The sequence below is a fragment of the Parahoeflea alexandrii genome, from assembly GCF_024105735.1.
GTDB lineage: Bacteria > Pseudomonadota > Alphaproteobacteria > Rhizobiales > Rhizobiaceae > Hoeflea > Hoeflea alexandrii.
The window spans coordinates 95,184-120,276 of the sequence record NZ_JAAAML010000002.1 but is presented as its reverse complement, the minus strand read 5'-3'; the positions used below and the strand labels follow the sequence as shown (position 1 = coordinate 120,276).

The 25,093-nt window shown below is 62.1% G+C and carries 25 protein-coding genes and 2 riboswitches; of the genes, 18 read left to right on the top strand and 7 right to left on the bottom strand.

What is annotated here, in order from left to right; genetic code table 11:
• Nucleotides 1-61: 61 nt before the first annotated feature.
• The 3 genes from GTW23_RS10280 to thiB are packed head-to-tail and all read right to left on the bottom strand — an operon-like array spanning nucleotide 62 to nucleotide 3,448.
• Nucleotides 62-805, bottom strand: coding sequence for a thiamine ABC transporter ATP-binding protein (locus tag GTW23_RS10280; RefSeq protein ID WP_252915685.1), 744 nt, complete (start codon nucleotides 803-805; stop codon nucleotides 62-64).
• Nucleotides 802-2,424 (bottom strand): thiamine/thiamine pyrophosphate ABC transporter permease, encoded by a 1,623-nt coding sequence (gene thiP, locus GTW23_RS10275; protein WP_252915684.1) that lies wholly within the window; start codon nucleotides 2,422-2,424, stop codon nucleotides 802-804. Before thiP ends, GTW23_RS10280 begins: the two co-directional genes overlap by 4 nt.
• A gap of 10 nt (nucleotides 2,425-2,434) precedes the next feature.
• Nucleotides 2,435-3,448 (bottom strand): thiamine ABC transporter substrate binding subunit, encoded by a 1,014-nt coding sequence (gene thiB, locus GTW23_RS10270; protein ID WP_252915682.1) that lies wholly within the window; start codon nucleotides 3,446-3,448, stop codon nucleotides 2,435-2,437.
• 36 nt (nucleotides 3,449-3,484) lie between these two features.
• A riboswitch (TPP riboswitch) is annotated at nucleotides 3,485-3,591 on the bottom strand.
• Between the two features lie 63 nt (nucleotides 3,592-3,654).
• Here thiB and GTW23_RS10265 point away from each other — a divergent pair.
• On the top strand, nucleotides 3,655-4,308 hold the full coding sequence (locus GTW23_RS10265) for a thiamine diphosphokinase (RefSeq protein ID WP_252915681.1): 654 nt from the start codon (nucleotides 3,655-3,657) through the stop codon (nucleotides 4,306-4,308).
• Between the two features lie 2 nt (nucleotides 4,309-4,310).
• Complete coding sequence (locus tag GTW23_RS10260; protein ID WP_252915680.1) at nucleotides 4,311-6,143, top strand: ABC-F family ATP-binding cassette domain-containing protein; 1,833 nt, start codon at nucleotides 4,311-4,313, stop codon at nucleotides 6,141-6,143.
• A 69-nt stretch (nucleotides 6,144-6,212) separates the two neighbouring features.
• Here the strand turns inward: GTW23_RS10260 and GTW23_RS10255 are convergent, their stop codons facing one another.
• Nucleotides 6,213-6,587: a hypothetical protein gene (locus tag GTW23_RS10255; RefSeq protein ID WP_252915679.1), complete on the bottom strand. Its 375-nt coding sequence runs from the start codon at nucleotides 6,585-6,587 to the stop codon at nucleotides 6,213-6,215.
• A 195-nt stretch (nucleotides 6,588-6,782) separates the two neighbouring features.
• Here GTW23_RS10255 and GTW23_RS10250 point away from each other — a divergent pair, with 195 nt between their 5' ends.
• The 10 genes from GTW23_RS10250 to GTW23_RS10205 all read left to right on the top strand — a co-directional run bounded on the left by GTW23_RS10250 (nucleotide 6,783) and on the right by GTW23_RS10205 (nucleotide 16,668).
• On the top strand, nucleotides 6,783-7,625 hold the full coding sequence (locus GTW23_RS10250) for an AAA family ATPase (RefSeq protein ID WP_252915678.1): 843 nt from the start codon (nucleotides 6,783-6,785) through the stop codon (nucleotides 7,623-7,625).
• A 76-nt stretch (nucleotides 7,626-7,701) separates the two neighbouring features.
• The gene (locus GTW23_RS10245; RefSeq protein ID WP_252915677.1) at nucleotides 7,702-8,883 is read left to right on the top strand and encodes a GGDEF domain-containing protein; all 1,182 of its coding nucleotides are present in this window, start codon (nucleotides 7,702-7,704) and stop codon (nucleotides 8,881-8,883) included.
• A gap of 56 nt (nucleotides 8,884-8,939) precedes the next feature.
• Nucleotides 8,940-9,017: riboswitch (SAM riboswitch) on the top strand.
• Between the two features lie 58 nt (nucleotides 9,018-9,075).
• Entirely contained in the window at nucleotides 9,076-10,023 is a 948-nt protein-coding gene (locus GTW23_RS10240) for a homoserine O-succinyltransferase (RefSeq protein WP_152011289.1), read from the top strand.
• Nucleotides 10,020-10,484 carry a GNAT family N-acetyltransferase gene (locus tag GTW23_RS10235; protein WP_152011290.1) on the top strand — a complete coding sequence of 155 codons (465 nt, stop codon included), beginning with the start codon at nucleotides 10,020-10,022 and terminating at the stop codon, nucleotides 10,482-10,484. The genes GTW23_RS10240 and GTW23_RS10235 overlap by 4 nt, the downstream gene beginning before the upstream one ends.
• Before the next feature lie 140 nt (nucleotides 10,485-10,624).
• Nucleotides 10,625-11,128, top strand: a complete 504-nt coding sequence (locus GTW23_RS10230; protein WP_252915676.1) for a hypothetical protein — start codon at nucleotides 10,625-10,627, stop codon at nucleotides 11,126-11,128.
• 58 nt (nucleotides 11,129-11,186) lie between these two features.
• On the top strand, nucleotides 11,187-12,371 hold the full coding sequence (locus tag GTW23_RS10225) for a vWA domain-containing protein (protein WP_252915675.1): 1,185 nt from the start codon (nucleotides 11,187-11,189) through the stop codon (nucleotides 12,369-12,371).
• Between the two features lie 78 nt (nucleotides 12,372-12,449).
• Nucleotides 12,450-13,460: an aldose epimerase family protein gene (locus GTW23_RS10220; RefSeq protein WP_252915674.1), complete on the top strand. Its 1,011-nt coding sequence runs from the start codon at nucleotides 12,450-12,452 to the stop codon at nucleotides 13,458-13,460.
• 120 nt (nucleotides 13,461-13,580) lie between these two features.
• Nucleotides 13,581-14,168 (top strand): TRAP transporter small permease, encoded by a 588-nt coding sequence (locus GTW23_RS10215; RefSeq protein WP_252915673.1) that lies wholly within the window; start codon nucleotides 13,581-13,583, stop codon nucleotides 14,166-14,168.
• A gap of 3 nt (nucleotides 14,169-14,171) precedes the next feature.
• Nucleotides 14,172-15,461, top strand: a complete 1,290-nt coding sequence (locus GTW23_RS10210; protein ID WP_252915671.1) for a TRAP transporter large permease — start codon at nucleotides 14,172-14,174, stop codon at nucleotides 15,459-15,461.
• A gap of 130 nt (nucleotides 15,462-15,591) precedes the next feature.
• Nucleotides 15,592-16,668: a TRAP transporter substrate-binding protein gene (locus GTW23_RS10205; RefSeq protein ID WP_152011726.1), complete on the top strand. Its 1,077-nt coding sequence runs from the start codon at nucleotides 15,592-15,594 to the stop codon at nucleotides 16,666-16,668.
• Nucleotides 16,669-16,739: 71 nt separating this feature from the next.
• On the opposite strand, the gene GTW23_RS10200 is transcribed toward GTW23_RS10205, so the two are convergent.
• Nucleotides 16,740-17,237, bottom strand: a complete 498-nt coding sequence (locus tag GTW23_RS10200; RefSeq protein WP_152011295.1) for a tetratricopeptide repeat protein — start codon at nucleotides 17,235-17,237, stop codon at nucleotides 16,740-16,742.
• Between the two features lie 129 nt (nucleotides 17,238-17,366).
• On the opposite strand from GTW23_RS10200, the gene GTW23_RS10195 reads away from it, so the two are divergent.
• The 3 genes from GTW23_RS10195 to GTW23_RS10185 all read left to right on the top strand — a co-directional run bounded on the left by GTW23_RS10195 (nucleotide 17,367) and on the right by GTW23_RS10185 (nucleotide 20,782).
• Nucleotides 17,367-18,716: a cytochrome-c peroxidase gene (locus GTW23_RS10195; RefSeq protein ID WP_252915669.1), complete on the top strand. Its 1,350-nt coding sequence runs from the start codon at nucleotides 17,367-17,369 to the stop codon at nucleotides 18,714-18,716.
• Nucleotides 18,717-18,851: 135 nt separating this feature from the next.
• Nucleotides 18,852-19,757, top strand: coding sequence for a PfkB family carbohydrate kinase (locus tag GTW23_RS10190; protein ID WP_252915668.1), 906 nt, complete (start codon nucleotides 18,852-18,854; stop codon nucleotides 19,755-19,757).
• Entirely contained in the window at nucleotides 19,748-20,782 is a 1,035-nt protein-coding gene (locus GTW23_RS10185) for a tagatose 1,6-diphosphate aldolase (protein WP_252915667.1), read from the top strand. Before GTW23_RS10190 ends, GTW23_RS10185 begins: the two co-directional genes overlap by 10 nt.
• Before the next feature lie 14 nt (nucleotides 20,783-20,796).
• On the opposite strand, the gene GTW23_RS10180 is transcribed toward GTW23_RS10185, so the two are convergent.
• Nucleotides 20,797-21,384, bottom strand: coding sequence for a histidine phosphatase family protein (locus tag GTW23_RS10180; protein ID WP_152011299.1), 588 nt, complete (start codon nucleotides 21,382-21,384; stop codon nucleotides 20,797-20,799).
• 46 nt (nucleotides 21,385-21,430) lie between these two features.
• Here GTW23_RS10180 and GTW23_RS10175 point away from each other — a divergent pair, with 46 nt between their 5' ends.
• Nucleotides 21,431-22,819, top strand: coding sequence for an L-fucose/L-arabinose isomerase family protein (locus GTW23_RS10175; RefSeq protein WP_252915665.1), 1,389 nt, complete (start codon nucleotides 21,431-21,433; stop codon nucleotides 22,817-22,819).
• Nucleotides 22,820-22,846: 27 nt separating this feature from the next.
• Nucleotides 22,847-23,932: a Gfo/Idh/MocA family protein gene (locus tag GTW23_RS10170; RefSeq protein WP_252915663.1), complete on the top strand. Its 1,086-nt coding sequence runs from the start codon at nucleotides 22,847-22,849 to the stop codon at nucleotides 23,930-23,932.
• A 3-nt stretch (nucleotides 23,933-23,935) separates the two neighbouring features.
• On the opposite strand, the gene GTW23_RS10165 is transcribed toward GTW23_RS10170, so the two are convergent.
• Nucleotides 23,936-24,697, bottom strand: a complete 762-nt coding sequence (locus tag GTW23_RS10165; RefSeq protein WP_152011302.1) for a GntR family transcriptional regulator — start codon at nucleotides 24,695-24,697, stop codon at nucleotides 23,936-23,938.
• Between the two features lie 105 nt (nucleotides 24,698-24,802).
• Between GTW23_RS10165 and GTW23_RS10160 the strand changes: the two genes are divergently transcribed.
• Nucleotides 24,803-25,090: a UxaA family hydrolase gene (locus GTW23_RS10160; protein ID WP_152011303.1), complete on the top strand. Its 288-nt coding sequence runs from the start codon at nucleotides 24,803-24,805 to the stop codon at nucleotides 25,088-25,090.
• Nucleotides 25,091-25,093: the final 3 nt, after the last annotated feature.

Below are 25,093 nucleotides of genomic sequence, written 5' to 3'. Positions count from 1 at the left end.
GGAACTTAAGGCTCTGGTCTATCCCAATTTGCGCCGGTTCTCCAGTGCCAAACGCTCGCGGCTAAATTGTGGCGCCGCCTCGTCTTTTGGCTCCGTTGCCGAGATACGCAAGCAAGTCGGGCAGATCTGCACGGTCGAAGAACCCCGCGGCAGGTGCGTCCGCAGCGATGCGGCCCCTGGCTATGAACAGAATCTGATCAGCCGCGGCACTGGCTTCATCGGGGTCATGGGTGACCATCAGCACGGTCGCACCGACTTCGGCGCGGATCTCGAGCATGAGGTCGAGCATGTCGGCGGCAAGCCCCGGGCCGAGCCCGTCGAAAGGTTCGTCAAGCAGGAGAACCGGCCGGCGCCGGACAAAAGCGCGGGCCAGCGCCACGCGTTGCTGCTCGCCGCCTGACAGGGTTGCCGGCATCCGCTTGCCGAAGCCCCCGAGGCCGACACGGTCGAGCGCGTGATCGACCTGCGACCAGGCGGTTCTGTCGAGCCGCAACGCCGGATCGAGCCCGAGGCCGATATTGGTGCGAATGTCGAGATGGGCAAACAGATTGTTGTCCTGGAACACCATGGAAACGCCACGTTCGGACGGCGCGAGACGGGTCACGTCCTTGCCATTGAGCCCGATGCGGCCTGCAGACGGGGTCAGGAACCCGGCGGCAAGGTTGAGCAGGGTCGACTTGCCGGCCCCAGAAGGTCCGAGAATGGCGGTGACGGATCCGGCAGCGCGTTCGAAGGAAAAAGCGGCGCTGAGATCGCCAATGCCGAAGGCGACGTCTTCGAAGGCTATTGCCGGCTCTTGCGTCATCGCTCCTCACTTCGCTGGCGGTTTCCCAGCCGGTCGGCCAGCACCATCAACCCCATCGTGATGCCTCCCAGAAGCAGCGCCAGGCCGGCGGCGTCAGCAGTCCGGTAACTACCAAGTTTCTGATAGAGCAGCCAGGGCAGGGTGATGATGCGGTCGCTGCCGAAGAGCGCGATCGCGCCCAGATCCCCCAGCGACAGGGCCACCGCGAAGACGAAGCCGGTCGCCAGTGCCGGCAGCATCGCCCGAATGTCGATCTGGCGCAGGCGGTTGAGGCCGACGAGCCCGAGGGACACGGCAAGACGTCCATTGCGTTCCATGGTGTTGCGGTGCGCGGGTTCGATCACCCGCATGACAAAGGGCAGCGCCATCAGCGCATTGACCAGCACGATCACTGCGAGCGGGGCCAGCAGCTGGCCGGTGGTGCCTCCAAACATGAGAAACCAGCCGGCACCGAGGACGACCGGAGGCACCAGCAGGGTCAATGAGCCGGCAGCACCTGACAGTCCCGCCAGAACGGCGAGTATCGGTGATCCGGGACGATTACCTGCCGAATAGCGGCCACGGACAAGCAGACTTGCAATCAGGACCGAAAGGGTGGCAGCGGCAATGCCGATCGACAGGCTGGTCACCGCCGCGCGCCAGAACAGAGTGTCGCCAAGAAGCCGGGGCAGGTCGGCACTCAACCCGGACACCAGAACTGCAATCATCGGCGCGGCGACAAAAACGAGGCCCAGGCCGATCAGGACAGCGTCGAGCAGCACATGCAGCCCACCGCGGACATCCGGACGACTGGTGCCGCCGCCGCTGGTCTGTCCTTCTTCCGTGGGAACCGAGAACAGTCTGAGGAAGAGCATGACGATGAGGGTCAGTCCGACCTGTATGAATGAAAGCAGCACGGCGCGGCCTGGATTGAAGTCAAAGCGCAGCGCCTGGTAGATCGCCACCTCCAGTGTGGTTGCGGCCGGTCCGCCGCCGAGTACCAGCACCAGCGTGAACGAGGTAGCGCAGAGCATGAAGACCAGCCCTGCCGCACCCGCCGCTGAACGGCGAATGGCAGGCCATTCGACAAGGCGGAACAAGGAGAAACCGTTCATGCCAAGATTGGCCGCCGTCTTCCAATATTCGGGCGGCAGGCGTTCCAGCGCCGGCAGGATCAGCCTCACGGCAAGCGGCAGGTTGAAGAACACGTGGGCGATGAGAATGCCGCTGAGCCCGTAGATCGAAAAGGGTGTCTCGAAGCCCAGGACGGACAGGCCCTTGTTGGCGATGCCATTACGGCCCCAGATCTCGATCAGGCCGAGCGCGGCCACCAAGGGCGGCAAACCGAGTGGGACGGCAAAGAGGCTGATGAGCCAGCGCCGCCCTGGAAAGACGGGGCGGCGGGCAAGCGAACGGGCCAACGGTACGGCAAGCAAGAGGCTGAGAAAGGTCGACAGACCCGCCTGCAGCAGCGTGAACCGGGTGATGCGGAACAGGTAGGTACCCTGCTCTGTCGATGGAGCCGCTTCGATGCCTTGTGAAATCAGCACGGCGACGGGTGCCGCCAGCCCCAGGCCGACACACAGGAGGGCGCTCCATCCACCCGTTCTCGCTGTGCGGTGTTCTGCCCGGGTCAGCATGACAGCCGGTTCAGCGGCTCATGGCGCCGAGCCATTCATCGATCCAGGCAGCGCGATTTTCGGCCACTTCCTCCGGCGAATAGAGGAATGTCCTTTCCGGCGATACCAGCGTGGCGAAGGCTTGCGGCAGGTCCATGGTGACCGGTGCTGCCGGCATCATCCAGTTGTTGGTCGGGATCTCGTTCTGGAACCCGGGCGTCATCATGAAGCTCAGGAACTGCCTGGCGAGATCCTTCTCGGGCGCGTTGGCGAGCAGGCCTGCGACCTCGATCTGCAGGTAGTGACCTTCGGAGAATTCAGCGGCCTGGTAACGCTCGGTGTCTTCGGCGACCATGTGGTAGGCAGGCGAGGTGGTGTAGGACAGCACCATCGGCGCTTCGCCCGAGGTGAACAGGCCATAGGCCTCCGACCATCCCGGCGTCACGGTCAGTACGCGCCCGGAAAGCTTCTCCCAGGCCTGGGCGGCATCATCGCCATAGACAGACTTCATCCAGAGCAGCAGACCAAGCCCCGGGGTCGAGGTGCGGGGATCCTGGATGACGATCTTCTGCTCCGGGTCGCCTTCAACCAGCTCTTTGAGGCTTGCGGGCGGGGTGCTGATCGCCTCACTGTCATAGACCACGGCAAAATGGCCGTAATCATAGGGAATGAAGACCTCGTCGCTGAAATTGCCGGGAACCGAAACGGCACCGGTATCGAGACCGTGGGCCTCGAACAGGCCGGTGGCCTTGGCTTCGGCGACCAGATTGGTGTCGAGCCCGAGCACGATGCCGGCTTCGGCCTTTTCACCCTCGAGCTTGAGACGGTTGAGGAGTGCCACGCCATCGGCGATGCCCACCCATTTCAGGTCACAGCCGCATTCGGCCTCGAATGCTGCCTCGATCTTCGGGCCCGGCCCCCAATCGGCAATGAAGCTCTCATAGGTGTAGACGGTCAGCGACCTGTCCGCGCTCAACGCCGGGCTGGCGGTGAACGGAAGAATGGCTGCCAGGGCAGCCGCAGGGAAGAAACGGTACTTGCGCATTGTCGCGCCTCCTTGGTTCGAAAAACAGGAATAGGCGCGATTGGCACGTCTAATCCCTCCGCCGGTACAAACCGGATCAGGTTCTTCGGGTTGACCGTCAGGTCTCTCAGCCCGGCAGACGCCAGGCACCCCGTTAGAGCGAGACAAGACATAGAATTTCTTCCAGACGCTGGCAAGTGCGCGCAAAGCTGCTATTGGCATGCGCCATGAGTTCAAATTCCACATTTGCCATCCTGCTCGGCGGGGCGCTTGAGATTGACGACCGTGTCGTGGAACTGACCAGAGGCGCGCGGGCGATCGCGGCCGATGGCGGCATGCGGCATGCACAGGCCCTCGGACTTTTGCCGGAAGTCTGGGTCGGGGATTTCGATTCCACGCCGCCCGAGCTGTCCGAGACACATGCGGCCACGCCGCGGATGCCGTTCCCGGCCGAGAAGAATTTCACCGATGGCGAACTGGCCATCGAACAGGCGATCGAACGCGGCGCGACCCGCCTGGTGCTGATCGGCTCGTTTGGCGGCGCCCGCACCGATCATGCCCTGTCACATCTGCTGCAGGCCGTCACGCTGGCCGAGCGAGGTCTTGACGTCGTGCTGACCTCGGGCGCCGAGGAAGCGGTTCCGCTCTTGCCGGGATCGCGTGAACTCGATCTTCCCGCCGGCTCGCTGTTCTCGGTCGTTGCCTTTACCGCCCTCAAGGGTCTTTCGCTTTCGGGTGCGAAATATCCGCTTGATGAAGCCGACATTGCTTTCGGTGCGTCGCGCACCATCTCGAATGTGGCCGAGGGCCGGCTGACGGCCAGCCTGAATTCCGGACGGGCCCTGATCATTGCCCGTCCTCACGACTTTTCCGGAGCCTGAGCATGGCGCCTCCCATTTTGAAACTTGACGATATCGGGCTTTCCTTTGGCGGTACGCCGCTGCTTGACGGGGCCGAGCTGCAGGTCGAACCGGGTGACCGGATCTGCCTTGTCGGCCGCAACGGGTCGGGCAAGTCAACCCTGCTGAAGATCGCCGCCGGACAGGTTGAACCTCAGACAGGCGAAATCTTCAGGCATCCGTCCTCGACCATCCGCTATCTGCCGCAGGCGCCGGATTTCGACGGCTTTGCCACTGTCCAGGCCTATGCCGAGGCGGGTCTGGGGCCAAGCGATGATCCGTACCGGGTCAGCTATCTGCTGGAGCATCTGGGGCTGGATGGTGAAGCCGATCCTCAGACGCTGTCCGGAGGCGAAGCCCGACGCGCGGCGCTGGCGCGAGTGCTGGCGCCGGAACCGGATATTCTGCTTCTGGACGAGCCGACCAACCATCTCGATCTTCCGACCATCGAATGGCTGGAAGAAGAACTGACACGCAGCCGCAGTGCGCTTCTGGTGATCTCGCATGACCGGCGGTTTCTCGAGCGCGTCAGCCGAATGACCATATGGCTTGACCGGGGCAGGTCGCTCAGGCTTGACCGGGGATTTGCGCATTTCGAGGCCTGGCGGGATTCCGTGCTGGAAGCCGAGGAGCTTGAGCAGCACAAGCTTGGACGCCAGATCGAGCGCGAGGAACACTGGTTGCGCTACGGCGTGACGGCACGGCGCAAGCGCAACATGCGGCGGCTGTCTGACCTCAAGACCATGCGCGCCGAGTTCCGCGGCCACAAGGGACCGCAGGGGCGGATCAATGCGCAGGTTGCCGAGGGGCGCGATTCGGGCAAGCTGGTGATCGAGGCCGAAGGCATCTCGAAGAGCTATGACGGCGCGCCGGCGGTGGTGCGCGATTTCTCGATGCGGATCAACCGCGGCGACTGTATCGGCATTGTCGGCCCCAACGGTGCAGGCAAGACGACGCTGCTGAAGATGCTGATCGGCGAACTCGAGACCGACACCGGTTTCGTGCGGCACGGTTCTAAACTCGACATCGCGGTTCTCGACCAGCGACGCGAGGTGCTCGATCCGGAGGAAACGCTGGCGCATTACCTGACCGACGGGCGCGGTGACAGCCTGATCGTCAACGGCGAAGCCAAGCATGTCACCGGCTACATGAAGGATTTCCTGTTCCAGCCGGAGCAGGCGCGGACCCCGATCCGCAACCTGTCCGGCGGCGAGAAGGCGAGGCTGGTGCTGGCGCGGATCCTGTCGCGACCGTCGAACCTGCTGATCCTTGATGAGCCGACGAACGATCTCGACATGGAAACGCTGGATCTGCTGCAGGAGGTGGTCGCGTCCTATCCGGGAACGGTGATCCTGATCAGCCATGACCGTGATTTTCTCGACCGTACGGTGACCTCGACGCTGGCGCCGGCGAACCCATTGGAGCCGGATGGGCGCTGGATCGCCTATGCCGGAGGGTATTCCGACATGCTGGCACAACGGGGCACGGAGGCGCGGGAGACCAAGGCCCGCGCAGCGCAGGAAAGCAGCAGTGTGGCCACGGTGCCGAAACCGCAGGCAGGCAATCGCGATGCCTCGCGCAAGCTGTCCTACAAGCAGAAATTCGCGCTCGAATCGCTTCCGGTCAAGATCGAGGAAGCGCAGGCGAAGCTTGCGAAAATCGAGGCTGAAATGGCTGATCCCAAGCTGTTTGCCAAGGACCCGAACGGGTTTGCCGCCCGGGCCAAGACCCACGACGCCCTCAAGGGCGAGATCGAAGCGATGGAAGGCGAATGGCTTGAGCTCGAGATGTTGCGCGAGGAAATCGAGGGCAGCTGAATGTTAAATCGCGCCCGCGGCATCTCACCCCGGGCGCGACAAATCCTGATTGATCAGAGTGGGGCGGAGTCAATCCGCCTTTGTCACCGAGGCAATGACGAAGGTGTGCAACTCGTCCGCACCGTGATCGCGGATGGAGATGTATTCCCCGGTCTTGAAGACGTGATTGGACAGTCTGAAGCCGGTTTCATCGTCGTCATCATCTGCGGGGTCATAATCGAATGCCCAGCCGACTTTGGGGTGATGGACGAGATAGCCCAGTTCCGAGCGCTCGCCATCCCAGAACCGCACCACCGTCGAGGATGACGGCGCCTTATCCCAAGCGGCCTTGTCGAGATGGCCTTCCTGGTCCAGCGGCGCATGAATGTCATAGCCGCGATGGACGTTGCCTTCGGGGAATTCCTTGTTGCGGGCCATGACCAGATGGATGTGGTAAAGCGTCATGTCATTCTCCAGTTGATGCTCTCGGCATGTTCAGGCTCATCCTGTCGCGCCCTTGCGGGCGCCGCCTTGATCTGGCGCAAACCGTCGTCGCGGGGAAATGCCATTCCGGCGAACGGGTTGCGTCCCGCGCCCGAGTGTGGTGTTGAAGATGCGATCGAACCAAGCCGCCCGCGACAGGCGGTGCATGGAGGAAGTATGCAGTTTGAAGGCACGTCCGCCTATGTGGCGGAAAAGGATCTCACCGTTGCGGTCAATGCCGCGATCCGGCTCGAGCGGCCGCTTCTGGTAAAGGGTGAACCCGGCACAGGCAAGACCGAACTTGCCGTGCAGATCGCCAGTGCGCTGGGGCTGGAGCTGATCGAATGGTCGGTGAAATCCACCACCAAGGCGCATCAGGGGCTGTATGAGTATGATGCGGTCAGCCGGTTGCGCGACAGTCAGCTTGGTGATGAGCGTGTCAACGACGTGGCCAACTACATTCGCCGCGGAAAACTCTGGGAAGCCTTTGCAGCCGACAAGAAGACGGTGCTGCTGATCGACGAGATCGACAAGGCCGATATCGAGTTTCCCAACGACTTGCTGCAGGAACTCGATCGCATGGAGTTCTTTGTCTATGAGACCGGCGAAACGATCCGGGCCAGACAGCGGCCGATCGTCATCATCACATCGAACAACGAGAAGGAATTGCCCGACGCATTTCTGCGCCGCTGCTTCTTCCACTATATCCGTTTTCCCGACATGGAGACGCTGCAGCGGATTGTCGATGTGCATTATCCGGGGATCAAGCAGACACTGGTCCGCGAGGCCCTGACGCAGTTCTACGAGATCCGGGAGACAGCGGGGCTGAAGAAGAAACCCTCGACGTCCGAGGCGCTGGACTGGATCAGGCTGCTGGTTGCTGATGACGTGGCACCGGAAACCCTGCGTGGAGACGCCAAGAACGCGTTGCCGAAACTGCACGGTGCGCTCTTGAAGAACGAGCAGGATGTCCATCTTTTTGAACGGCTGGCATTTTTGGCAAGGCAGCGCGGCAATTAGTTCTTGCCGGTAATTAATTGGCTAGGTTTGGCTGTTAGCTTGGGTGGCTCCGGACACTCGCGAAAGGCCGATCAACTTGCCGTATGCCACCCTGTCATATGAATGGCTTGGACCTGCAATCTTCCTGTCCGGCGGTGGTGCATTCCTGCTGCTCTATCTGCATGACCGCAAGCAGCAGGCTGCGTTGCGCCTGTCCGGTGCCTATCTCTTGTCAGTGGTCGGCTTTGTTGGGGTCATGCTGGTCGATACTGACCGTCAGCCAGCCTACCAGGCGCTCATCCTGGGATCGCTTTTTGCCGGCCATTTCCTGTTGTTGTGGGGGGTGGCCTCGCTGTTCGGCAAAGATGTGCCATGGCCGCCCTATGTCCTGGCGGTGCTGCTGACTGCCGGCGCGGCACTCTACGCAAACCACCAGGGGCCGTTGTTCTGGGTGCGGGTGATTGCCGTCAGCGGGTTCGCGAGCTTTGTCTATCTGATGTGCTGTCTGCTGGTCTGGCGCGCGAGAAGCCACCGGGTCGATCTGGTGCTGGCTTCGGTATTCCTGATCCAGGCGGGATTGTCCGTGAGCAGGGTTGTCAGGGTCGAGATCTCAGACGTCGACATGACAACACACAGCGCCTTCAAGAGTTCGCAACTTGCGTCGTCGATGCAGACAGAGAATGCCATCTTCGCAATCATGATCGGGCTTGCGCTGTTTGCCCGTTATTCGGTGACGCTGGTGCAGCAATTGCGCCGGCTTGCGGAAACAGATCCACTGACCGGGCTGCTCAACCGTCGTGCCTTCGAAGCCAGGGTGCAGGCACTCAGGGCGGCCTCCGCGCCGTTGCCGACGGGCCTGATCATCTGCGATATCGATCACTTCAAGCGCGTCAATGATCGCCACGGTCATGAAGTCGGAGATCGTACGCTCAAGGCGTTTGCCCGGCTGTTGGAAAGGGAGACGCCACAAACAGCCCTTTGTGCCAGGCTTGGCGGCGAGGAATTCTGCATCTTGGTTGCCGGTCTCGATGACGAGGCGATCCGGCTTCAGGCCATACACCTGCGCAGCGCGGTCGAGCGGTTGCATATTGCCACCAGCACCGGAAGCCTTCGACTGACGGCAAGTTTCGGCTACTGCGAGCTTGCTCCCGGCGACGATCTGCCGAGAGCCTTGGCAGAGGTAGACGCGGCCGTGTACCAGGCCAAGAGTGATGGCCGCAATCTGGTGCGGCGCGCCGGTTCGCCACCAACGGCAACCCAACAGGCCCGGTTTGTCTGATCAGCGTTGCGGCTTGTCATCGCCGTGCGATTGACCTTGCCTGCAAGCCTTACTAGATTGCGTTTCGTGGTGATTTGGCCGGCCGGCTTGCAGCCACGTTAAACAACTCGCTAAATGGCCGACGGGGCGCGTTCCCACCGGACCGGTAGCGTTGACATTCGCGGCCGGTTTTTTGTTGGAGCTTGTTGCGTCATGCCGATCCGTATTCCCGATGGTCTTCCCGCCCGCGATGCGCTTGTGCGCGAAGGCGTGCAAATCATGGATGAATCCGTTGCCGTGCGGCAGGATATCCGTCCGCTTCATATCGGGCTGTTGAACCTGATGCCGAACAAGATCGCCACTGAAACGCAGATCGCGCGGCTGATCGGGGCGTCACCGCTGCAGGTCGAACTGACGCTGGTGCGGATCGGCTCGCATGTGGCCAAGAACACTTCGGAAGATCACCTGATCAATTTCTACCACACCTGGGACGAGATAAAGCACCGCAAGTTCGATGGCTTTATCATCACCGGCGCGCCGATCGAGACGCTGCCGTTCGAGGATGTGACCTATTGGCAGGAGATGGAGCAGATCCTCGACTGGACGACCACCCATGTTCATTCGAGCTTTTTTGTCTGCTGGGGGGCGATGGCTGCGGCCTGGCACTTCCACAAGGTGCCGAAGCGGGCGCTACAGGAGAAGGCCTTTGGCGTCTACCGGCACCGCAACCTCAACCCTGCCTCTCCCTATCTCACGGGATTTTCGGACGATTTCCAGGTTTCGGTGTCTCGCTGGACGGAGGTCCGCCGCGAGGACCTTACACCGGATTTCGAGATCCTGATGGAAAGCCAGCAGACGGGTCTGTGCCTGTTGCACGAGGCTTTCGCCAACCGGCTCTACATCTTCAATCATATCGAATATGATTCCGGCACGCTGGCCGAGGAATATTTCCGCGATGTGAAGTCGGGGACACCGATCAAGCCGCCGGCAAACTATTTTCCGGATGACAACCCGGACAACAAGCCGCAAAACCGCTGGCGCAGCCATGCCTTCCTGCTGTTCGGAAACTGGATCAACCAGGTCTACCAAACCACGCCCTTCGACATCCAGGAGATCGGGGAAGACCGTTTGCCGGCCGGAAAAGAGGGAGTGAATGCATGAGCGGGAGTGTTGAAATACGGCCGATAACGCTTGCTGACGAGCCCGAATGGCGGCGGTTGTGGACACTTTATCTGGAATTCTACGAATCAAGTGTGCCGGAGGAGGTCTACCGGACCACGCTGGCCCGCATCGCCGGTCCCCACGCCGCAGGTGAGGCCTCGTTCTACGAGCCGCGCGGGATGCTGGCGCTGGTGGACGGCAAGCCTGCCGGGCTGGTGCACTACATGTACCACCGCCACGGCTGGAAGGTGGAGCCGGTCTGCTATCTCCAGGACCTGTATGCCGCGCCGGACGTGCGCGGTACCGGTCTTGGCCGGGCGCTGATCGAGGCGGTCTACGCGCAGGCCGACGCCGATGGCTGCCCGAGCGTCTACTGGATGACGCAGGAATTCAACGCCACCGCGCGAAAGCTCTATGACCGCATCGCCACGCTGACGCCGTTCATCAAGTACAGCCGGTAGACCTCACCGGGAACGAAGTGGCGGATTGCGATTCCGGATAAAGCCGCCGGATCAGCCTCAAGCTGGATCCGTTCCGTGACATGTGAGAACATGATCGCTGATCAGACCCATACCGGCGAAGCGATCGGGGCGTGGCGGACATGGCCGTGCGGGAAGACAGGACATTCGAGAAAGTCATCGCAGCAATCGTTGGCCTCGCCTGCCTGCTGCTGGCGGTTGGATGGGCAACGCGCGAGGACCCGGCGGAAAAGCCGTATCTGGAAATTGCCGGCGGCGGCTTTGTCTACAACTACCGCGAAGCGCAGGTTTATTACGGGTTTGTCGCCAATGTGCTCAAACCGCTACCGGTCGGGACCTGGCTGATTGCCGAGTTCGAGGACCCGGCGGGCGGACCGCCGCTCGCCGTCGAGACCAGGCTGCACGCGCGCAGCGTCCGTTACGGCGTTCATTCTCCACAGGTGCGCGGCGTCAAGGCTGGCAAGCCCTATCATGTCGCGCTCCGGCTTTACGACCACACCCGCAGCCGGCTGATCTGGTCCGGGGAGAAGAATTTCACCAGCCAGATCGACGACACCGTCGTTCCCGACAAGCCGCTGACCATCGGGCCAGGCTATTTTCCCAATCCGGAACTCAAGGGCGGCTGAAGACGATCGGCACTAAACCGGTTGGCAAGGGCTTGGCATTGCGGCTATGGTCGCGCCCATGTTTCTTCCGTTTTTCCTAGAGCTCAAAGCCGCTAAAGTCCCGGTCTCGCTGCGCGAATATCTCACCCTGATGGAAGGGCTTGAGGCCGGGCTGTCGCGCTATGATGTCGAGGGTTTCTATTACCTGGCGCGGGCGGCGCTGGTGAAGGACGAGCGCCATATTGACCGGTTCGACCAGGTGTTCTCGCACTATTTCCGCGGTGTCGAGGCAATCGGCGGCGAAACCGGCGTCGATGCCCGCAACCTGCCCGAGGAATGGCTCCGGCGGATGGCGGAGAAGCATCTGAGCGAAGACGAGAAGAAGCTGATCGAGAGCCTTGGCGGTTTCGACAAGCTGATGGAAACCCTCAAGCAACGGCTCGAGGAGCAGCAGAAGCGGCACCAGGGCGGGTCGAAATGGATCGGTACCGCCGGCACGTCGCCTTTCGGGGCCTATGGCTACAATCCCGAGGGTGTGCGGATCAGCCAGGACGAAAGCCGTCATCGGCGGGCGGTGAAGGTCTGGGACAAGCGGGAATTCAGGAACCTTGATGACAAGGTCGAGCTCGGCACACGCAACATCAAGGTGGCGCTGAGGCGGCTCAGGCGCTGGGTTCGCGAGGGCGCGGCGGAAGAATTCGATCTTCCGGGCACCATCCAGTCGACGGCGGAACATGGCTGGCTTGACGTCAAGACCCGGCCGGAGCGCCGCAACGCGGTCAAGCTTCTGATGTTTTTCGATGTCGGCGGCTCCATGGATGATCACATCAAGGTGGTCGAGGAGCTGTTTTCCGCGGCGCGGGCCGAGTTCCGGCACATGGAGTATTTCTACTTCCACAACTGTCTCTACGAGGGGGTCTGGCGCGACAACCGCCGGCGGCGCCAGGAGTTGTTGCCGACGGCGGAGGTTTTGCGCACCTACGGCTCGGATTACCGGGTGATCTTCGTCGGGGATGCGGCCATGAGCCCGTACGAGGTGGTATCGGTGGGCGGCTCGGTCGAGCACTGGAACGAGGAGCCGGGCCAGGTCTGGCTGACGCGGATGCTCAACCATTTCCACAAGGTGGCCTGGCTCAACCCGACACCGGAAGCCTATTGGCCGCATACCCATTCGACGGCGCTGATCCGGCATCTGTTCGGTGATCGTATGTTCCCGATGACGCTTGCGGGACTGGAAGCTGCGACGCGTCAACTGACGCGCTGATGCGGTCTTGCGCAGCTTGGAAAATCGGGCCATGGCTTTCTCCGGCATTGTCCCAACCTGAGAGACGGGAAACACGGCATGACCATCGAAGCGTTTGGGCAGACTGCAGACGGGGAGGCCGTTCACCGGGTGACGATCTCGGGCGGTGGGCTGACGGCGAAGATCATGACCTGGGGCGCCACCCTGCAGGATCTCAGGCTCGACGGCCATGTCGGACCGCTAACACTCGGGTTTCCTGATTTCGAAAGCTATCCCGCGCATTCGCCCTATTTCGGCCAGACACCGGGCCGGCACGCCAACAGGATTGCCGGTGGTCGCTTCGTGCTCGATGGAGTGGCCTACCAGCTCGAATGCAACGAACGCGGGATCAACCATCTGCATGGCGGCAGCGCGGGCATCGGCAAGCGGGTGTGGACGCTGGAAAGCCACGGAACAGACCACGCGGTGTTCTCGATCGTCGATCCGGACGGCCAGTCGGGCTATCCCGGGACAGCGAAGATCGAGGCGCGCTACGAGCTTCAGGCCGGCGGCTGCATGGCGATCACCTATACCAGCGTCACCGACAGGCCGACGCTGATCAACATCGCCCATCACAGCTACTTCACCCTTGATGATGCCGATGACATTCTTGACCACGAGCTGATGATTGCCGCGGAGGAGTATCTGCCGGTCGATGCGGAGCAGATCCCGACCGGAGAGATCAGGGCCGTCGAGGGCACGGAGTTCGACTTCCGGGAGCTGCGTCCGATCCGGTGCGAAGGGCCCGACGGCCAGGTGCCGTATGATCACAATTTCTGCCTGTCGACGGACCGGCAGGCGGTCCGGACCATCGCGCTGGCGCGGTCCATGCGGTCGGGGCTGGCCATGGAACTGCGTTCGACCGAGCCTGGCCTCCAATTCTACAGCGGCTTCAAGATCAAGCCGACGGTCCCGGGGCTGAACGGCAAGCTCTATGGAGCCTGCGCCGGCTTCTGTCTGGAAACCCAGAGCTGGCCTGACAGCCCCAACCATGCCGGTTTTGCGGGGGCGGTGCTCAGGCCCGGCGAGACGCTGGTGCAGCGGACCGAGCACGTGTTCATTCGGAGCTGACACTCAGCGGTTGAGAATTTCCGGTCTTGACAGGCGTCGAGAAATAGAAGCCCATAGGCAAGGTCTTATATAAGACTTGCGGACGCGGTTTGGCGGGTGGCCCTGGGGAGGACCAAGACCATGACGGTGATTCTGGCGGTGCTCAAACCGCTGGCGGGGTTGAACACCCTGCTTCTAAGGGCTGGTCGCAACATTGCCTGGGTGGCTATGGGGCTGATGGTGCTGATCATCATCCTGCAGGTGGTTTTCCGCTACATCCTCGGCAACGCATTGGCATGGCCCGATGAGGGCGCACGTTTTCTGATGCTTTGGATGACGGCACTGATTGCACCGACGGCCTATCGCTGGGGCGGGTTTGTTTCCATTGAGATGGTCAAGGACCTGTTGCCCGCGCGGCTTGGCGCCTTGCTCGGCCTGATGCTGCTGCTAGTGTCGCTGGTCGTGCTTGTCTACGGATTCCGGCTCGGGCTCAACCATGTCAACTCCGGCTGGCTGTTCAATTCCAGCTCGCTGAAGCTGCCGCTTGAGTTTCTCGGCCTCGGGCTTGTTCGCATCAAGCTGGCATGGATGTACATGTCGCTGCCTGTCGGCCTGTTGATGATGACCCTTGTCAATGTCGAGTTGTGTCTCAAGGCGCTTGCTCACCTCATCGATCCGGAGGCCGAGTTGCCCGAGGATCATGACCGGGTGATCGTGGCGGTGGAGTAGGCCATGCTGTTCTTCTTCCTGCCGCTGTTCCTGATTTTCCTGATGATCGGCCTGCCGGTGTTCTTCGGCATGTTGGCAGCCCCCGGGTTTCTGCTCTGGCTCAACGGCCAGGAACGCGACATCGCGCTGCTTTACCGCAACGTCTACACGGGCATGGATTCGTTTCCGCTGATGGCGATCCCGTTCTTCATGCTGGCGGGCGAGCTGATGAACCGCGGCGGCATCACCATGCGCATCGTCGAGTTCAGCCAGGCGATGATCGGTCATCTCAAGGGCGGTCTTGCGCATGTGAACATCCTCTCCTCGATGCTGTTTGCAGGCCTGTCCGGCTCCGCCGTTGCGGATGTTTCGGCCTTGGGATCGATGCTGATCCCGGCAATGGAGAAAAACGGCTACACCCGGAAATTCGCGGCGGCGGTGACCGCGGCCTCCTCGGTGATCGGTCCTATCATTCCACCGTCGGGTATCATGATCATCTATGCCTATGTGATGGGAGAATCGGTGGCGGCACTGTTTCTCGCCGGCATCGTTCCCGGGGTGCTGGTCGGCATCGGCCTGATGATGGTCGTCGCCTTTCTTGCCAAGCGGCACGACTTTCCGGTTGCGGCGCGCAAGGCGAGCTGGCCGGAGCGCGGGGAGGCAAGCCTGAAGGCATTTTTTCCGCTGCTGACCCCGGTGATCATCCTCGGTGGGATCCTGGGCGGCGTGTTCACGCCGACGGAGGCGTCTGCGGTGGCGGCAGTCTATGCCTTCATCGTGTCGCTGTTCATTCTCAAGACCATGGGCTGGGCAGACCTGCCAAAAGTGCTGACAAAGGCTGCGATGACGACGTCGGTGGTGCTTTTGCTTGTCGGTGCCGCAATGGCGTTCAAGACCGTGGTCAGCCTGTCGCACACGCCGGAAATCCTGGCCAATTTCATTCTCGGCCTGTCGGACAATCCCTATATCCTGCTGTTCCTGATCAATGTCCTGTTGTTCATTGTGGGCATGTTCCTCGATGCCGGGCCGGCGATCATTATCCTGGGTCCGATCCTGGGGCCGATCTTCACCGATCTCGGCGTGCACCCGGTGCACTTCGCCATCATCATGAGCGTCAATCTGACCGTCGGGCTGGCGACGCCGCCGATGGGGCTGGTTCTGTTCGTCACCTCAAGCGTGTCGGGCGAGCGGGTGGAAACCATCGCAAAGGCTATCCTGCCGTTTCTGCTGGTGGAGGTGATCGTGATCTTCCTGATCACCTTCGTGCCGCAGATCTCGCTGTTCGTGCCGCAGCTGTTCGGATTCGCGCGATGAGAAACGGGAAGCTTGCGGAAGATGTTTCCGACAGCTTGTGCCCGGTTGACAAGGACAGGGATGTTGTCGATCTTGTGTCTTATATAAGACTAGTGATGCATAACAATTATCAACGGGAGGCTCTTCAATGATCTTGAAACAGGCAATGAAAACACTGACCGCGGCGGCGCTGGGACTTTCGGTCCTGGCCGGCGGCATGATCACGGCGGCGCAGGCGGCCGATATCAAGCTGCGTGCAACGGCCAACTCGAACGAGAACGACGAGGACTATGACGGTCTGATCGTGTTCAAGGACTATGTCGAGAAGGCCTCGAATGGCGCGATCGAGGTCGAACTGTTCATCGGCACGCAGCTGTGCTCGACCGGCGCAGAATGCCTCCAGGGTATCGCCGACGGGTCGATCGACATCTACATCTCCACCTCAGGCGGCGCGTCGGGCATCTTCCCCTATGTGCAGGTACTGGATCTGCCTTACCTGCTGCGCGATGACCGCATTGCCGAGGCAGTGCTGACCGAAGGTACCTTCGTCCGGGCGCTGCGCGAACAGATGCTGGCCGATTCGGGCGGCATGATCCGGCTGATGACGATCGGCAACACGGGCGGATGGCGCAACTTTGCCAACACCAAGCGCGAAATCCGTTCGCCGGCCGACATGGATGGGTTGAAGATCCGCACCGTGGTGGCAGACCTGCCGCAGGAACTGGTTCGCGCCATGGGCGCGTCGCCGACCCCGATTCCTTGGCCGGAACTGTTCACCTCGTTCCAGACCGGTGTGGTCGAAGGCACCCAGAACGGCATCACCGACATCATGGGCATGAAGTTCCCCGATGCCGGGCTGAAATACCTCACGCTTGACGGCCATTCCTACATGGGCGCGCTGTGGTACATGAACAATGACCGGTTCATTGGGCTGGACGAAGGTCTGCGCCGCGTCGTGGTGGACGGTTTTGCGGCCCTTCAGCAGGCGACATTCGCATCGCCGAAGCGCAAGTCCATCGACGCCTACAAGGCGTTTGCCGAAGTGGGCGGTGCGGTCTACGTGCCTACCATGGAAGAAAAGGCCCAGTTCAAGGAAGCCGCAGCCCCGGTGTTCGAGTGGTTCAAGGCCAATGTCGAGGGTGGAGCCACCTTCTATGACCTGCTGGTCGCCGAAGCCGCGAAGGCCTCCGAGATGATCGATGGCGGTGCGATGAAGGACATGCAGTAAGGCTGCACGGGTTTCAAAAAATGCCAGCCGCCCGGATCACATCCGGGCGGTTTGTCTTTTGGAATGGGCGTTCAGCGAAACGGGTACATCCAGGGACGGTAGTCGTTGATCAGCACCTCGGCGCGGCGGATCTGTTCCTGTGTCATCTTCCTCGCCACGTCCTCGATCGAAATCGCCGCGTCCGGATCGCCGCCGATGGCCGAGAGGCCGTACCAGAGATAGGCGCGGACCAGATCGACGGCCGTGCCGCGGCCAACCTCGAAGTACCAGCCGATGCCGGATTGCGCGCCGGGATGCCCTTTCATGGAGGCGCGCAGGTACCACTCGAAGGCGCGCTCGTCATCGCGTTCGACGCCCAGGCCCATGGCATACATGACGCCGATCAGTTCCTCGGCATCGGCATTGCCGGAGCGGGCGGCGGGCAGGAACTCGGCCATGGCCTCCTCGAACCTGTGGCTTTCCATCAGCATGCGGCCCTTCTCGATCTCGGCTCTCGCTGGAAGAGCAATGCTGATGGCCAAGCCGAGAACAAGCAGGCCGTGTTTGGCGTTTGCAAGCGGAACTTTCATTTGTCATTCTTTCGCTGCGAAGTCAGGTGGCCGAGAATAAGGGCGGTGCGCCCGGGCTGGCAAGGCGGTGGCCCGATGGCCCGGAGGAGGAGCACCCGCATGGGGACAAGGCGGACGGGAGGCTGGAAGGTGAGAAACCAAGCAATCGCCGGACTGCGCTCGCTCGTTGCGACGCTTGGCCTACTTGCAGGCGTCTGCCTGTCTGCCCCGGCGGCCCAGGCGCAGGTCCTGCCAAAGCCGCTGACGGACGCGGATTTTCACGATTTCGATCCCAAGCTCGCGGAGATCGGGCGTCTCCTGTTCTACGACCCGATCTTGTCGGGGAACGGCAATATCTCCTGCGGCACCTGCCACCACCATGATCTTGCCTCCGGGGATGGCCTGGCGCTGGGGGTCGGCGAGGGCGGCACGGGCATCGGCGCCAAGCGGACAACCGGACAAGGAGCCGACCTGATCGAGAAACGGGTGCCGCGCAATGCGCCGGCGCTGTTCAATCTCGGCGCCCGCGACATCAGCGTGCTGTTCCATGACGGGCGGCTGAGTGTCGACGATATTTTCGGCAACGGCTTCAACTCCCCGGCCGAGGAATATCTGCCACTCGGGCTGAAGGGCATCCTGGCGGCGCAGGCGCTGTTTCCGCTCACATCGGAAACGGAGATGGCCGGCAATCCGGAGGAGAACAAGATAGCCGGGGCCGCCTATGACCGGATCGATTATGTCTGGCCGCTGCTGGTCGAGCGTGTGCGCGGGATTCCCGCCTATCTCGAGCTGTTTCGTGGCGCGGACGCCTCGATTGCCGCGGCGGGTGACCTGAGCATCGTGCACATCGCCAATGCGCTCGGCGATTTCATGAATTCCGAATGGCGCAGCACGGACAGCGCGTTTGACCGTTCTCTTGCCGGCGACGGGTCTGCGATGTCGCCCCCGGCGCGGGCGGGCATGGAGCTGTTCTTCGGCAAGGCGGGATGCGCCAGCTGCCATTCCGGGCCGCTCCTATCGGATCAGGGGTTTCATGCCCTGGCGCTGCCGCATTTCGGTCCAGGGCGGACCCGGCGGTTCGATCCCTATGTGCGTGACGTCGGGCGCATGGCCGAATCGGACAGGCTCGAAGACGCCTACCGGTTTCGCACGCCGATGCTGCGCAACGTGGCGCTGACCGGGCCATGGGGCCACAATGGCGCCTATGCGACGCTGGAGGGGATCGTGCGGCACCATCTCGATCCGATTGCGTCACTGGAGGCCTGGACGCCGGATATGGTCTTGCTGCCGGCGGATGCGAGGTTCGAAAGGGTCGATTTCATTGCACTCGACGACAGCCGCGAGCGGGCGCGGCTGAAGGCGCGGGTCGATATCGCGCCGGTCATGCTTTCCGATGCGGAGGTCTCGCAACTGGTCTCGTTTCTCAACGCCTTGACCGGGAGCGCGAAGGGACGTCTGGGACGGCCGCCTGCCGTCCCGAGCGGATTGCCGGTGGATTGAAGCGGCGATTTTTGTGTGGTCCACGGTCACCGGAGCTGCGCATTCCATCTTGTGTCTTATATAAGACTTGATATGGTCGATTCCGGGCGGGACGATTTGCCTCTGCCGGAAGAGTGCCTGGGATAGAAGCTTGCAATGACAAAGATCGTGACCACCGGGGTCGCAGTGGTGGATTTCGTCTTCTTTCTCGACGAGATGCCGCGGCTGGCGGAGAAGTACCGCGCGAACGGTGCCGAGATTACCGGCGGGGGCGGTGCCGCCAATGCCGCCGCGGCGATTGCCCGGCTTGGCGGGCATGCGATGCTGGCAAGCCGGCTCGGCTCGGACCAGGTGGCCGACATGATTGTCGCCGGACTTGAGGCCGATGGCGTCGACTGCGCAATGGTGCGCCGCTTCGAGAGACGGCGATCCTCGTTCTCGTCGGTGTTCATCGACCAGGCCGGCGAACGCCAGATTGTCAATTTCCGGGATCATGACTTGCCGATGGATGCCGGGTGGCTGAAGGCGGCGCTGCCGCAGACTTTCGATGCGGCGCTGGCCGATACACGCTGGCCCGATGGAGCCGAAGTGCTCATGCAAACCGCGCGTGAGCGTGGTCTGCCCGGCGTGCTTGATGGAGAAGCGCCGATCCGCGAAGCGGAGGCGGCGCTGCACCAGGCAAGCCATGTCGCCTTTTCGGCGCAGGGACTGCGCGACTGGGCGGAGCATGACGACCTCGACAAGGCGCTGGCGGATGTTGCCGCGGATACGGGATCTTTCGTCTGCGTGACCGATGGCGCCAGGGGCGTGTTCTGGCGGCAAGGTGCGGCATCCGGATCCGAGCCGGCCTTCGCCATTACACCACTTGACACACTGGGCGCGGGCGACGTCTGGCATGGCGCCTTCGCCTTGCTGCTCGGAGAAGGGGCGTCACCGCCCGAAGCGATCCGATTTGCCAGCGCCGTTGCAGCGATCAAATGCACCCGAACCAATGGCCGCGCTGGCTATCCGACACGCGCGGAAACCGAATCCTTCATGAAAGAGACGCCACTATGCAGCTAAGCGCAGGCAAATTGTGGGGCATGCGCCGCATGGCCGACGACAGGGGATTGTTCAAGATGACAGCCGTTGACCAGCGGCCGCCGATCAAGGGGCCGATCGCCAAACATCATGGCGTGGCCGAAGCGCCCTGGGAAGAGGTGGCCGCGTTCAAGACCCTGCTGATCGAGGCCCTGCAGGGGCAATCCTCGGCGATGCTGCTGGATCCGCATTTCGCGATTCCCAAGGGGATCGGCAAGCTTTCGCCAACAAAGGGGCTGATTGTCACACTCGAGGATTCTGTGTTCGAGGAAACGCCTGAAGGGCGGCTGTCGAGCGAGATCGACGACTGGTCGGTGGCCAAGATCAAGCGGATGGGCGGCGATGCGGTCAAGGTGCTGGCCTGGTACCGGCCCGACGCACCCAAACACAACCGCCAGAAGCAGAAGGATTTCACCAAGCGGATCGGCGAGGCCTGTGCGCGGTATGACATTCCGTTTCTGTTCGAACTGCTGGTCTATCCGCTCAAGAGCGATGCGCACCAGACCACCGATTATGTCGAGATGACCGGCAAGCGCACCGACCACGTGCTGCAATCGGTGGCCGATTTCGCCGCGCCCGAGTTCGGCATCGACGTGTTCAAGCTGGAAAGCCCGGTTGCGGCGAAGGATGTTCCCGAGGGTGGCGACGCGGACGTGCAGGCGGCATTCGACGAGATGGGACGGCTTGCCGGGCGGCCCTGGGTGATGCTGTCGGCAGGCGCCGGCAAGGCCGAGTTCCGCAATATTCTTGCCCATGCCTACAGGGCCGGTGCATCCGGTTATCTCGCGGGAAGGGCGATCTGGCTCGAGCCGTTCGGACTTTATCCCGACTGGGACGCGATGCGGCAGGGGCTGGAGACCGGTTCGGTCGACTATATGCGCGATCTCAATGCACTTACCGACAAATCCGCGACGCCCTGGGACAAGCACCCGGTGTTCGGGCCCGAGGGTGCGCGGTTCTCACCCGCCGACCAGAGTTTCCGCCACAGCTACAGCGATTTCGGCTGATGCACGGCCTGGCCCTAGTCGAGCAACAGGCGGTTGATGACACGCGGCTTGTCGCCGGGATTGATGCCCGGCGCGATGATAACCGCCTCGCCTTCGCGCGGCGTGGTTCCAGAAATGGCGCGGATCAGAACCGGATGGGTAACCATCAGCTGATTGCCGGCGCCGTAAAAGTCGTCAACGGCTGCAATCAGTTCGCCGGGGATGAGTTCCGGATCACCGCCGCTGACGATCGAGTTGAGATAGGCCCTGGTCTCGACATTCGAGCTTCCAAAGGCGAGTTCCGCCGTTTCAAGCGCCCGGCAGAACTCCCCGGAATAGACTGCAGAGATGGAGACGGCACGGGCCGCAAACCGCATGCCGATGCGACGGGCTTCCTGGATGCCCCGATCGGTCAGGCTCTTGCGGTTTTCGCAGTCTCCAAGATCGGGCCGGAGCGGTTCGCCGCCCGGGGTGCGCGCATAGCCCAGCAGGATCGTGTATCCGCCCTGCGCCAAACGTGCCCAGGCGGCCTCCGTGGCCGTGCTCTTGGTGGAAGGGGCAATGGCAAGCATTGCCATTGCGAGGAAGAGGGCCGCAGGCCAACGTCGCAGGTTCAATTTCATGTCTGCAATCTAGTGTTTTTACCCGATGATGTAAGGGGGAATGTCGATGTCCGGTGAAACTCTCACCATAGGCGTTCTGCCGCTCGGACGGCCGACCTTCGACGTGGCATTCGCCGAGGAGATGCTCGCGGGCATGATGGCCGATCTCAGGGCAAGCGGCCACCGGCTGATCGGGCCGGAAAAACTGCTGATGGACGCCGATGCCACGCAAGCGGCGATGACGGACATCAAGGCCGAGAAGCCGGACCGCATCCTCATCCTGCAGGTCACCTTCACCGATGCCGCGCTGACATGCCGCATCGCGGACACGTTCCCGCAACCGTTGGCGATCTGGGCGGTGCCCGAGCCGCGTCTGGGCGGGCGGCTGCGGCTCAACGCGTTCTGCGGGCTCAATCTTGCCTCGCATGCCCTGGGGCTGCGTAACCGGCTGTTTTCGTGGCGGTACGCGGCTCCCCATACTTCAGGTATCGAGGCATTGCTGACAGAAGAGCCGATGGTTTGCCCTTTGATTTCGCAGATAACTGATGCAGACCCAGAGTATGGCGGCGCCTTGCTGGACGGTCTGCGCGGCAGGACCATTGCCCGGATCGGCGCGCATCCGGACGGGTTTGACACCTGTGCCTATGACAGCGCCCGTCTCGCAGACCTGATCGGAATGACCGTGACCGGGTTCGAGCTTGCGGACCTGTTTGACCGGGCTCGGGCGGCGCCGGAAGCCGCGGCCACCGGGCTCAAGACCGAGCTATCGGCAAATCTAGCCGGCCTTGATCAGGTTGACCAGACGCAGCTCGACCGGTCGCTGCGGCTGAAACTGGCGCTCGACGGAATGAAGGCCGAGGGCGGTTTCGACGCGTTTGCCATCCGCTGCTGGCCGGAAACATTCACCGAGTATGGTGGTGCTGTCTGCGGTCCCGCCTCGATGATGGGCGAGGGCCGGGTGCCGTGCGCCTGCGAGGCGGATGTCTATGGCGCGGCCACGCAATTGCTGCTTCAGGCGGCGAGCGACCAGCCGGTATTTCTGGTCGACCTGGTCGATCTGGATTCGAGTGATGACACCGGCGTGGTCTGGCATTGCGGCCAGGCGCCGATGTCGATGGCGGAACCGGAGGCGATCGCCCGCGCAACGATCCACACCAACCGCAAGATGCCGCTCCTGTTCGAATTTCCGCTCAAGCCGGGGCCTGTCACCTTTGTCCGGTTGAGCCAGGCGCGCGGGCAGCAGAGTCTGATCATCGCCCGGGGCGAGATGCTCAAGCGCGACATGGCTTTCACCGGCACCTCGGGCGTGGTCAGGTTCGATCGGCCGGCTGAGGAGGTGCTCACGCGGGTCATCGACAGCGGGCTCGAGCACCACATGGCGCTTGCCTATGGCGACCATGTGGGGGCGCTGGAAAGCTTTGCCGCTGCCGCCGGCCTGCCGGTCATCCACCTCTAGAGTTTCTCCGAACATCAGGGCTTTGCCATGGCAGACATCAGATACGGCATCATCGGCTCCGGCATGATGGGGCAGGAACATATCCGCACGATCGGATTGCTGGAGGGCGCGCAGGTGACCGCTGTGAGCGATCCGGATGAGGGCATGCGCTCAAGTGCCGCGCATATGGCGGGCAAGGATTGCGCCGAATTCACCGATCATGCCGACCTCCTGCGCTCGGGACTCTGCGACGCGCTGGTGATCGCGGCTCCGAATCATCTGCATCACCGGATTCTCAAAGATGTGCTGCCCGCGGATCTTCCAATCCTGGTGGAAAAGCCCTTGTGCACGACGCTGGCGGATTGCGAGGACATCCTGGAGCTTGCCGGGGGGCGGACGGCGCAGGTCTGGGTGGCGATGGAGTATCGCTACATCCCGCCGGTGGCGCGGCTGATCGAGGCGGTGCACGCGGGCGAAACCGGCGTGCCGCGGATGATATCGATCCGCGAACACCGGTTTCCGTTCCTGAAAAAAGTGGGGGACTGGAACCGCTTCGAGGCCAAGACGGGCGGCACGCTGGTGGAAAAATGCTGCCATTTCTTCGATCTGATGCGGCTCATCGCCAAGGCCGAACCGGTCCGCGTCTATGCGTCAGGCAGTGGGGACGTCAATTTCCGCGACGAGGAATATGATGGCGTACGCCCGGACATCCTCGACAACGCCTTCGTGGTGGTTGATTTCGACAATGGCCTGCGCGCCATGCTGGATCTCTGCATGTTCGCGGAAGGTTCGAACTGGCAGGAAGCGATCGCGGTGACAGGCGACATCGCCAAGGCCGAGGCGTTCGTGCCGGGACCATCCCGGTTTGCGCCCGACGGCAAGGAACGGCATTCGGAATTCGTGCTGTCGCCGCGCGCGACCAAGCGCGAACAACGCGAGATCGTCGATGTCGATGCCGCGATCCTGGCGGTTGGCGATCACCATGGATCGACCTTCTTCCAGCATCAGAAATTCCTGGAGATGATCCGAAACGGTGGCATGCCCGAGGTCTCTCTCGAGGATGGACTGAAGGCGGTGCGGATCGGCTTGGCGGCGGAAAAATCGGCCAAGACCGGCACGGCGATCAGCCTTTGAAATTCAGCGCAAATTGACCGCGTAATGGATTTCGCGGGTGATGCACCGCGACCAGCGCAATTCGACCGGACGGTTTTCCAGATCGCGGGCCAGGCGGCTGATCAGGAGCAAGGGCTCTCCATTTTCGCAGCCCAGCTTTGCGGCGTCACGGGCGCTGGCGGCGATGGCCTTGAGGCGCTCCTCGGCGCTGCCGATGGTGATGCCCCAGCGTTCGGAATAGAGCCTGTAGACATTGTTCGGGATGATTGTCAGGTGATCGAAGTCGGGGAACCGGTTTGACGGCAGTGTGATGGTTTCGATCAGGATCGGCTGACCGGACAGTGAGCGAATGCGTTCGATGCGGATGACCTCATCTGCATCACCGAGGCCGAGCGCTTCTTTTTCGGTTTTGGTCGGGCTGGCGGATCCGGTGCTGAGCACTTTCGAATCCGGAAAGTTCGGGCTGCCCTCGTCCGGCGAAAGCCGGAAGAACTGGAACATGATCCGGCTTTCCTCAGGCTCGGCGACGTAGGTGCCGCGGCCCTGGCGGCGCAGCAGAAGATTGTCGGCCGTCATCGAATCGAGCGCCTTGCGCACAGTGCCCTGGCTGACATTGAGCTGGCGCGCCAGCTCCATTTCGCTGGGCAGTAGCATGCCCGGCAGCCAGGCGCCATCGACCAGACGGCGCATCAGTCGTTCACGAACCTGGGCATAGAGCGGCTTGAAGCCGATTGGCTCTCCGCTTCCGGATTCTGCTGCTTCCGGCACCTGTTTTTTGTTTTCCATGCTCTGCCCCGGTTGACTTTTCATTCATACCATATCTTATGTCTTATATAAGACTTGAATGTCGTATGCCACCAGAATACACCTTATCCACATTGGAGGACAAACGTGACCACCCCCCATTTGCTAGTTCATGACCACGCGGACAATGTCGGTGTCGTCGTTGTCGAGGGCCTGAAGGCCGGGACCAAGATGCTGTGTGTCGTCACGCATGACAATTCCAGCTTCGAGCTGGTCTCGAATGCCGATGTGCCGATCGGCCACAAGGTCGCGCTCAAGGACATCAAGTCGGGCGATACGGCGATCAAGTACGGCGAGGACATCGGAAAGTTCGTCGCCGATGTCGAGAAGGGCGCTCACGTCCACACCAACAACCTGAAAACCAAGCGCTGGTAGGAG

Excerpts from the sequence above, each read along its gene's own strand:
- GTW23_RS10280 (WP_252915685.1), bottom strand. The coding sequence starts at position 805 with ATGACGCAAGAGCCGGCAATAGCCTTCGAAGACGTCGCCTTCGGCATT.
- thiP (WP_252915684.1), bottom strand. The coding sequence starts at position 2,424 with ATGCTGACCCGGGCAGAACACCGCACAGCGAGAACGGGTGGATGGAGC.
- thiB (WP_252915682.1), bottom strand. The coding sequence starts at position 3,448 with ATGCGCAAGTACCGTTTCTTCCCTGCGGCTGCCCTGGCAGCCATTCTT.
- GTW23_RS10265 (WP_252915681.1), top strand. The coding sequence starts at position 3,655 with ATGAGTTCAAATTCCACATTTGCCATCCTGCTCGGCGGGGCGCTTGAG.
- GTW23_RS10260 (WP_252915680.1), top strand. The coding sequence starts at position 4,311 with ATGGCGCCTCCCATTTTGAAACTTGACGATATCGGGCTTTCCTTTGGC.
- GTW23_RS10255 (WP_252915679.1), bottom strand. The coding sequence starts at position 6,587 with ATGACGCTTTACCACATCCATCTGGTCATGGCCCGCAACAAGGAATTC.
- GTW23_RS10250 (WP_252915678.1), top strand. The coding sequence starts at position 6,783 with ATGCAGTTTGAAGGCACGTCCGCCTATGTGGCGGAAAAGGATCTCACC.
- GTW23_RS10240 (WP_152011289.1), top strand. The coding sequence starts at position 9,076 with ATGCCGATCCGTATTCCCGATGGTCTTCCCGCCCGCGATGCGCTTGTG.
- GTW23_RS10235 (WP_152011290.1), top strand. The coding sequence starts at position 10,020 with ATGAGCGGGAGTGTTGAAATACGGCCGATAACGCTTGCTGACGAGCCC.
- GTW23_RS10230 (WP_252915676.1), top strand. The coding sequence starts at position 10,625 with ATGGCCGTGCGGGAAGACAGGACATTCGAGAAAGTCATCGCAGCAATC.
- GTW23_RS10225 (WP_252915675.1), top strand. The coding sequence starts at position 11,187 with ATGTTTCTTCCGTTTTTCCTAGAGCTCAAAGCCGCTAAAGTCCCGGTC.
- GTW23_RS10220 (WP_252915674.1), top strand. The coding sequence starts at position 12,450 with ATGACCATCGAAGCGTTTGGGCAGACTGCAGACGGGGAGGCCGTTCAC.
- GTW23_RS10215 (WP_252915673.1), top strand. The coding sequence starts at position 13,581 with ATGACGGTGATTCTGGCGGTGCTCAAACCGCTGGCGGGGTTGAACACC.
- GTW23_RS10210 (WP_252915671.1), top strand. The coding sequence starts at position 14,172 with ATGCTGTTCTTCTTCCTGCCGCTGTTCCTGATTTTCCTGATGATCGGC.
- GTW23_RS10200 (WP_152011295.1), bottom strand. The coding sequence starts at position 17,237 with ATGAAAGTTCCGCTTGCAAACGCCAAACACGGCCTGCTTGTTCTCGGC.
- GTW23_RS10190 (WP_252915668.1), top strand. The coding sequence starts at position 18,852 with ATGACAAAGATCGTGACCACCGGGGTCGCAGTGGTGGATTTCGTCTTC.
- GTW23_RS10185 (WP_252915667.1), top strand. The coding sequence starts at position 19,748 with ATGCAGCTAAGCGCAGGCAAATTGTGGGGCATGCGCCGCATGGCCGAC.
- GTW23_RS10180 (WP_152011299.1), bottom strand. The coding sequence starts at position 21,384 with ATGAAATTGAACCTGCGACGTTGGCCTGCGGCCCTCTTCCTCGCAATG.
- GTW23_RS10175 (WP_252915665.1), top strand. The coding sequence starts at position 21,431 with ATGTCCGGTGAAACTCTCACCATAGGCGTTCTGCCGCTCGGACGGCCG.
- GTW23_RS10170 (WP_252915663.1), top strand. The coding sequence starts at position 22,847 with ATGGCAGACATCAGATACGGCATCATCGGCTCCGGCATGATGGGGCAG.
- GTW23_RS10165 (WP_152011302.1), bottom strand. The coding sequence starts at position 24,697 with ATGGAAAACAAAAAACAGGTGCCGGAAGCAGCAGAATCCGGAAGCGGA.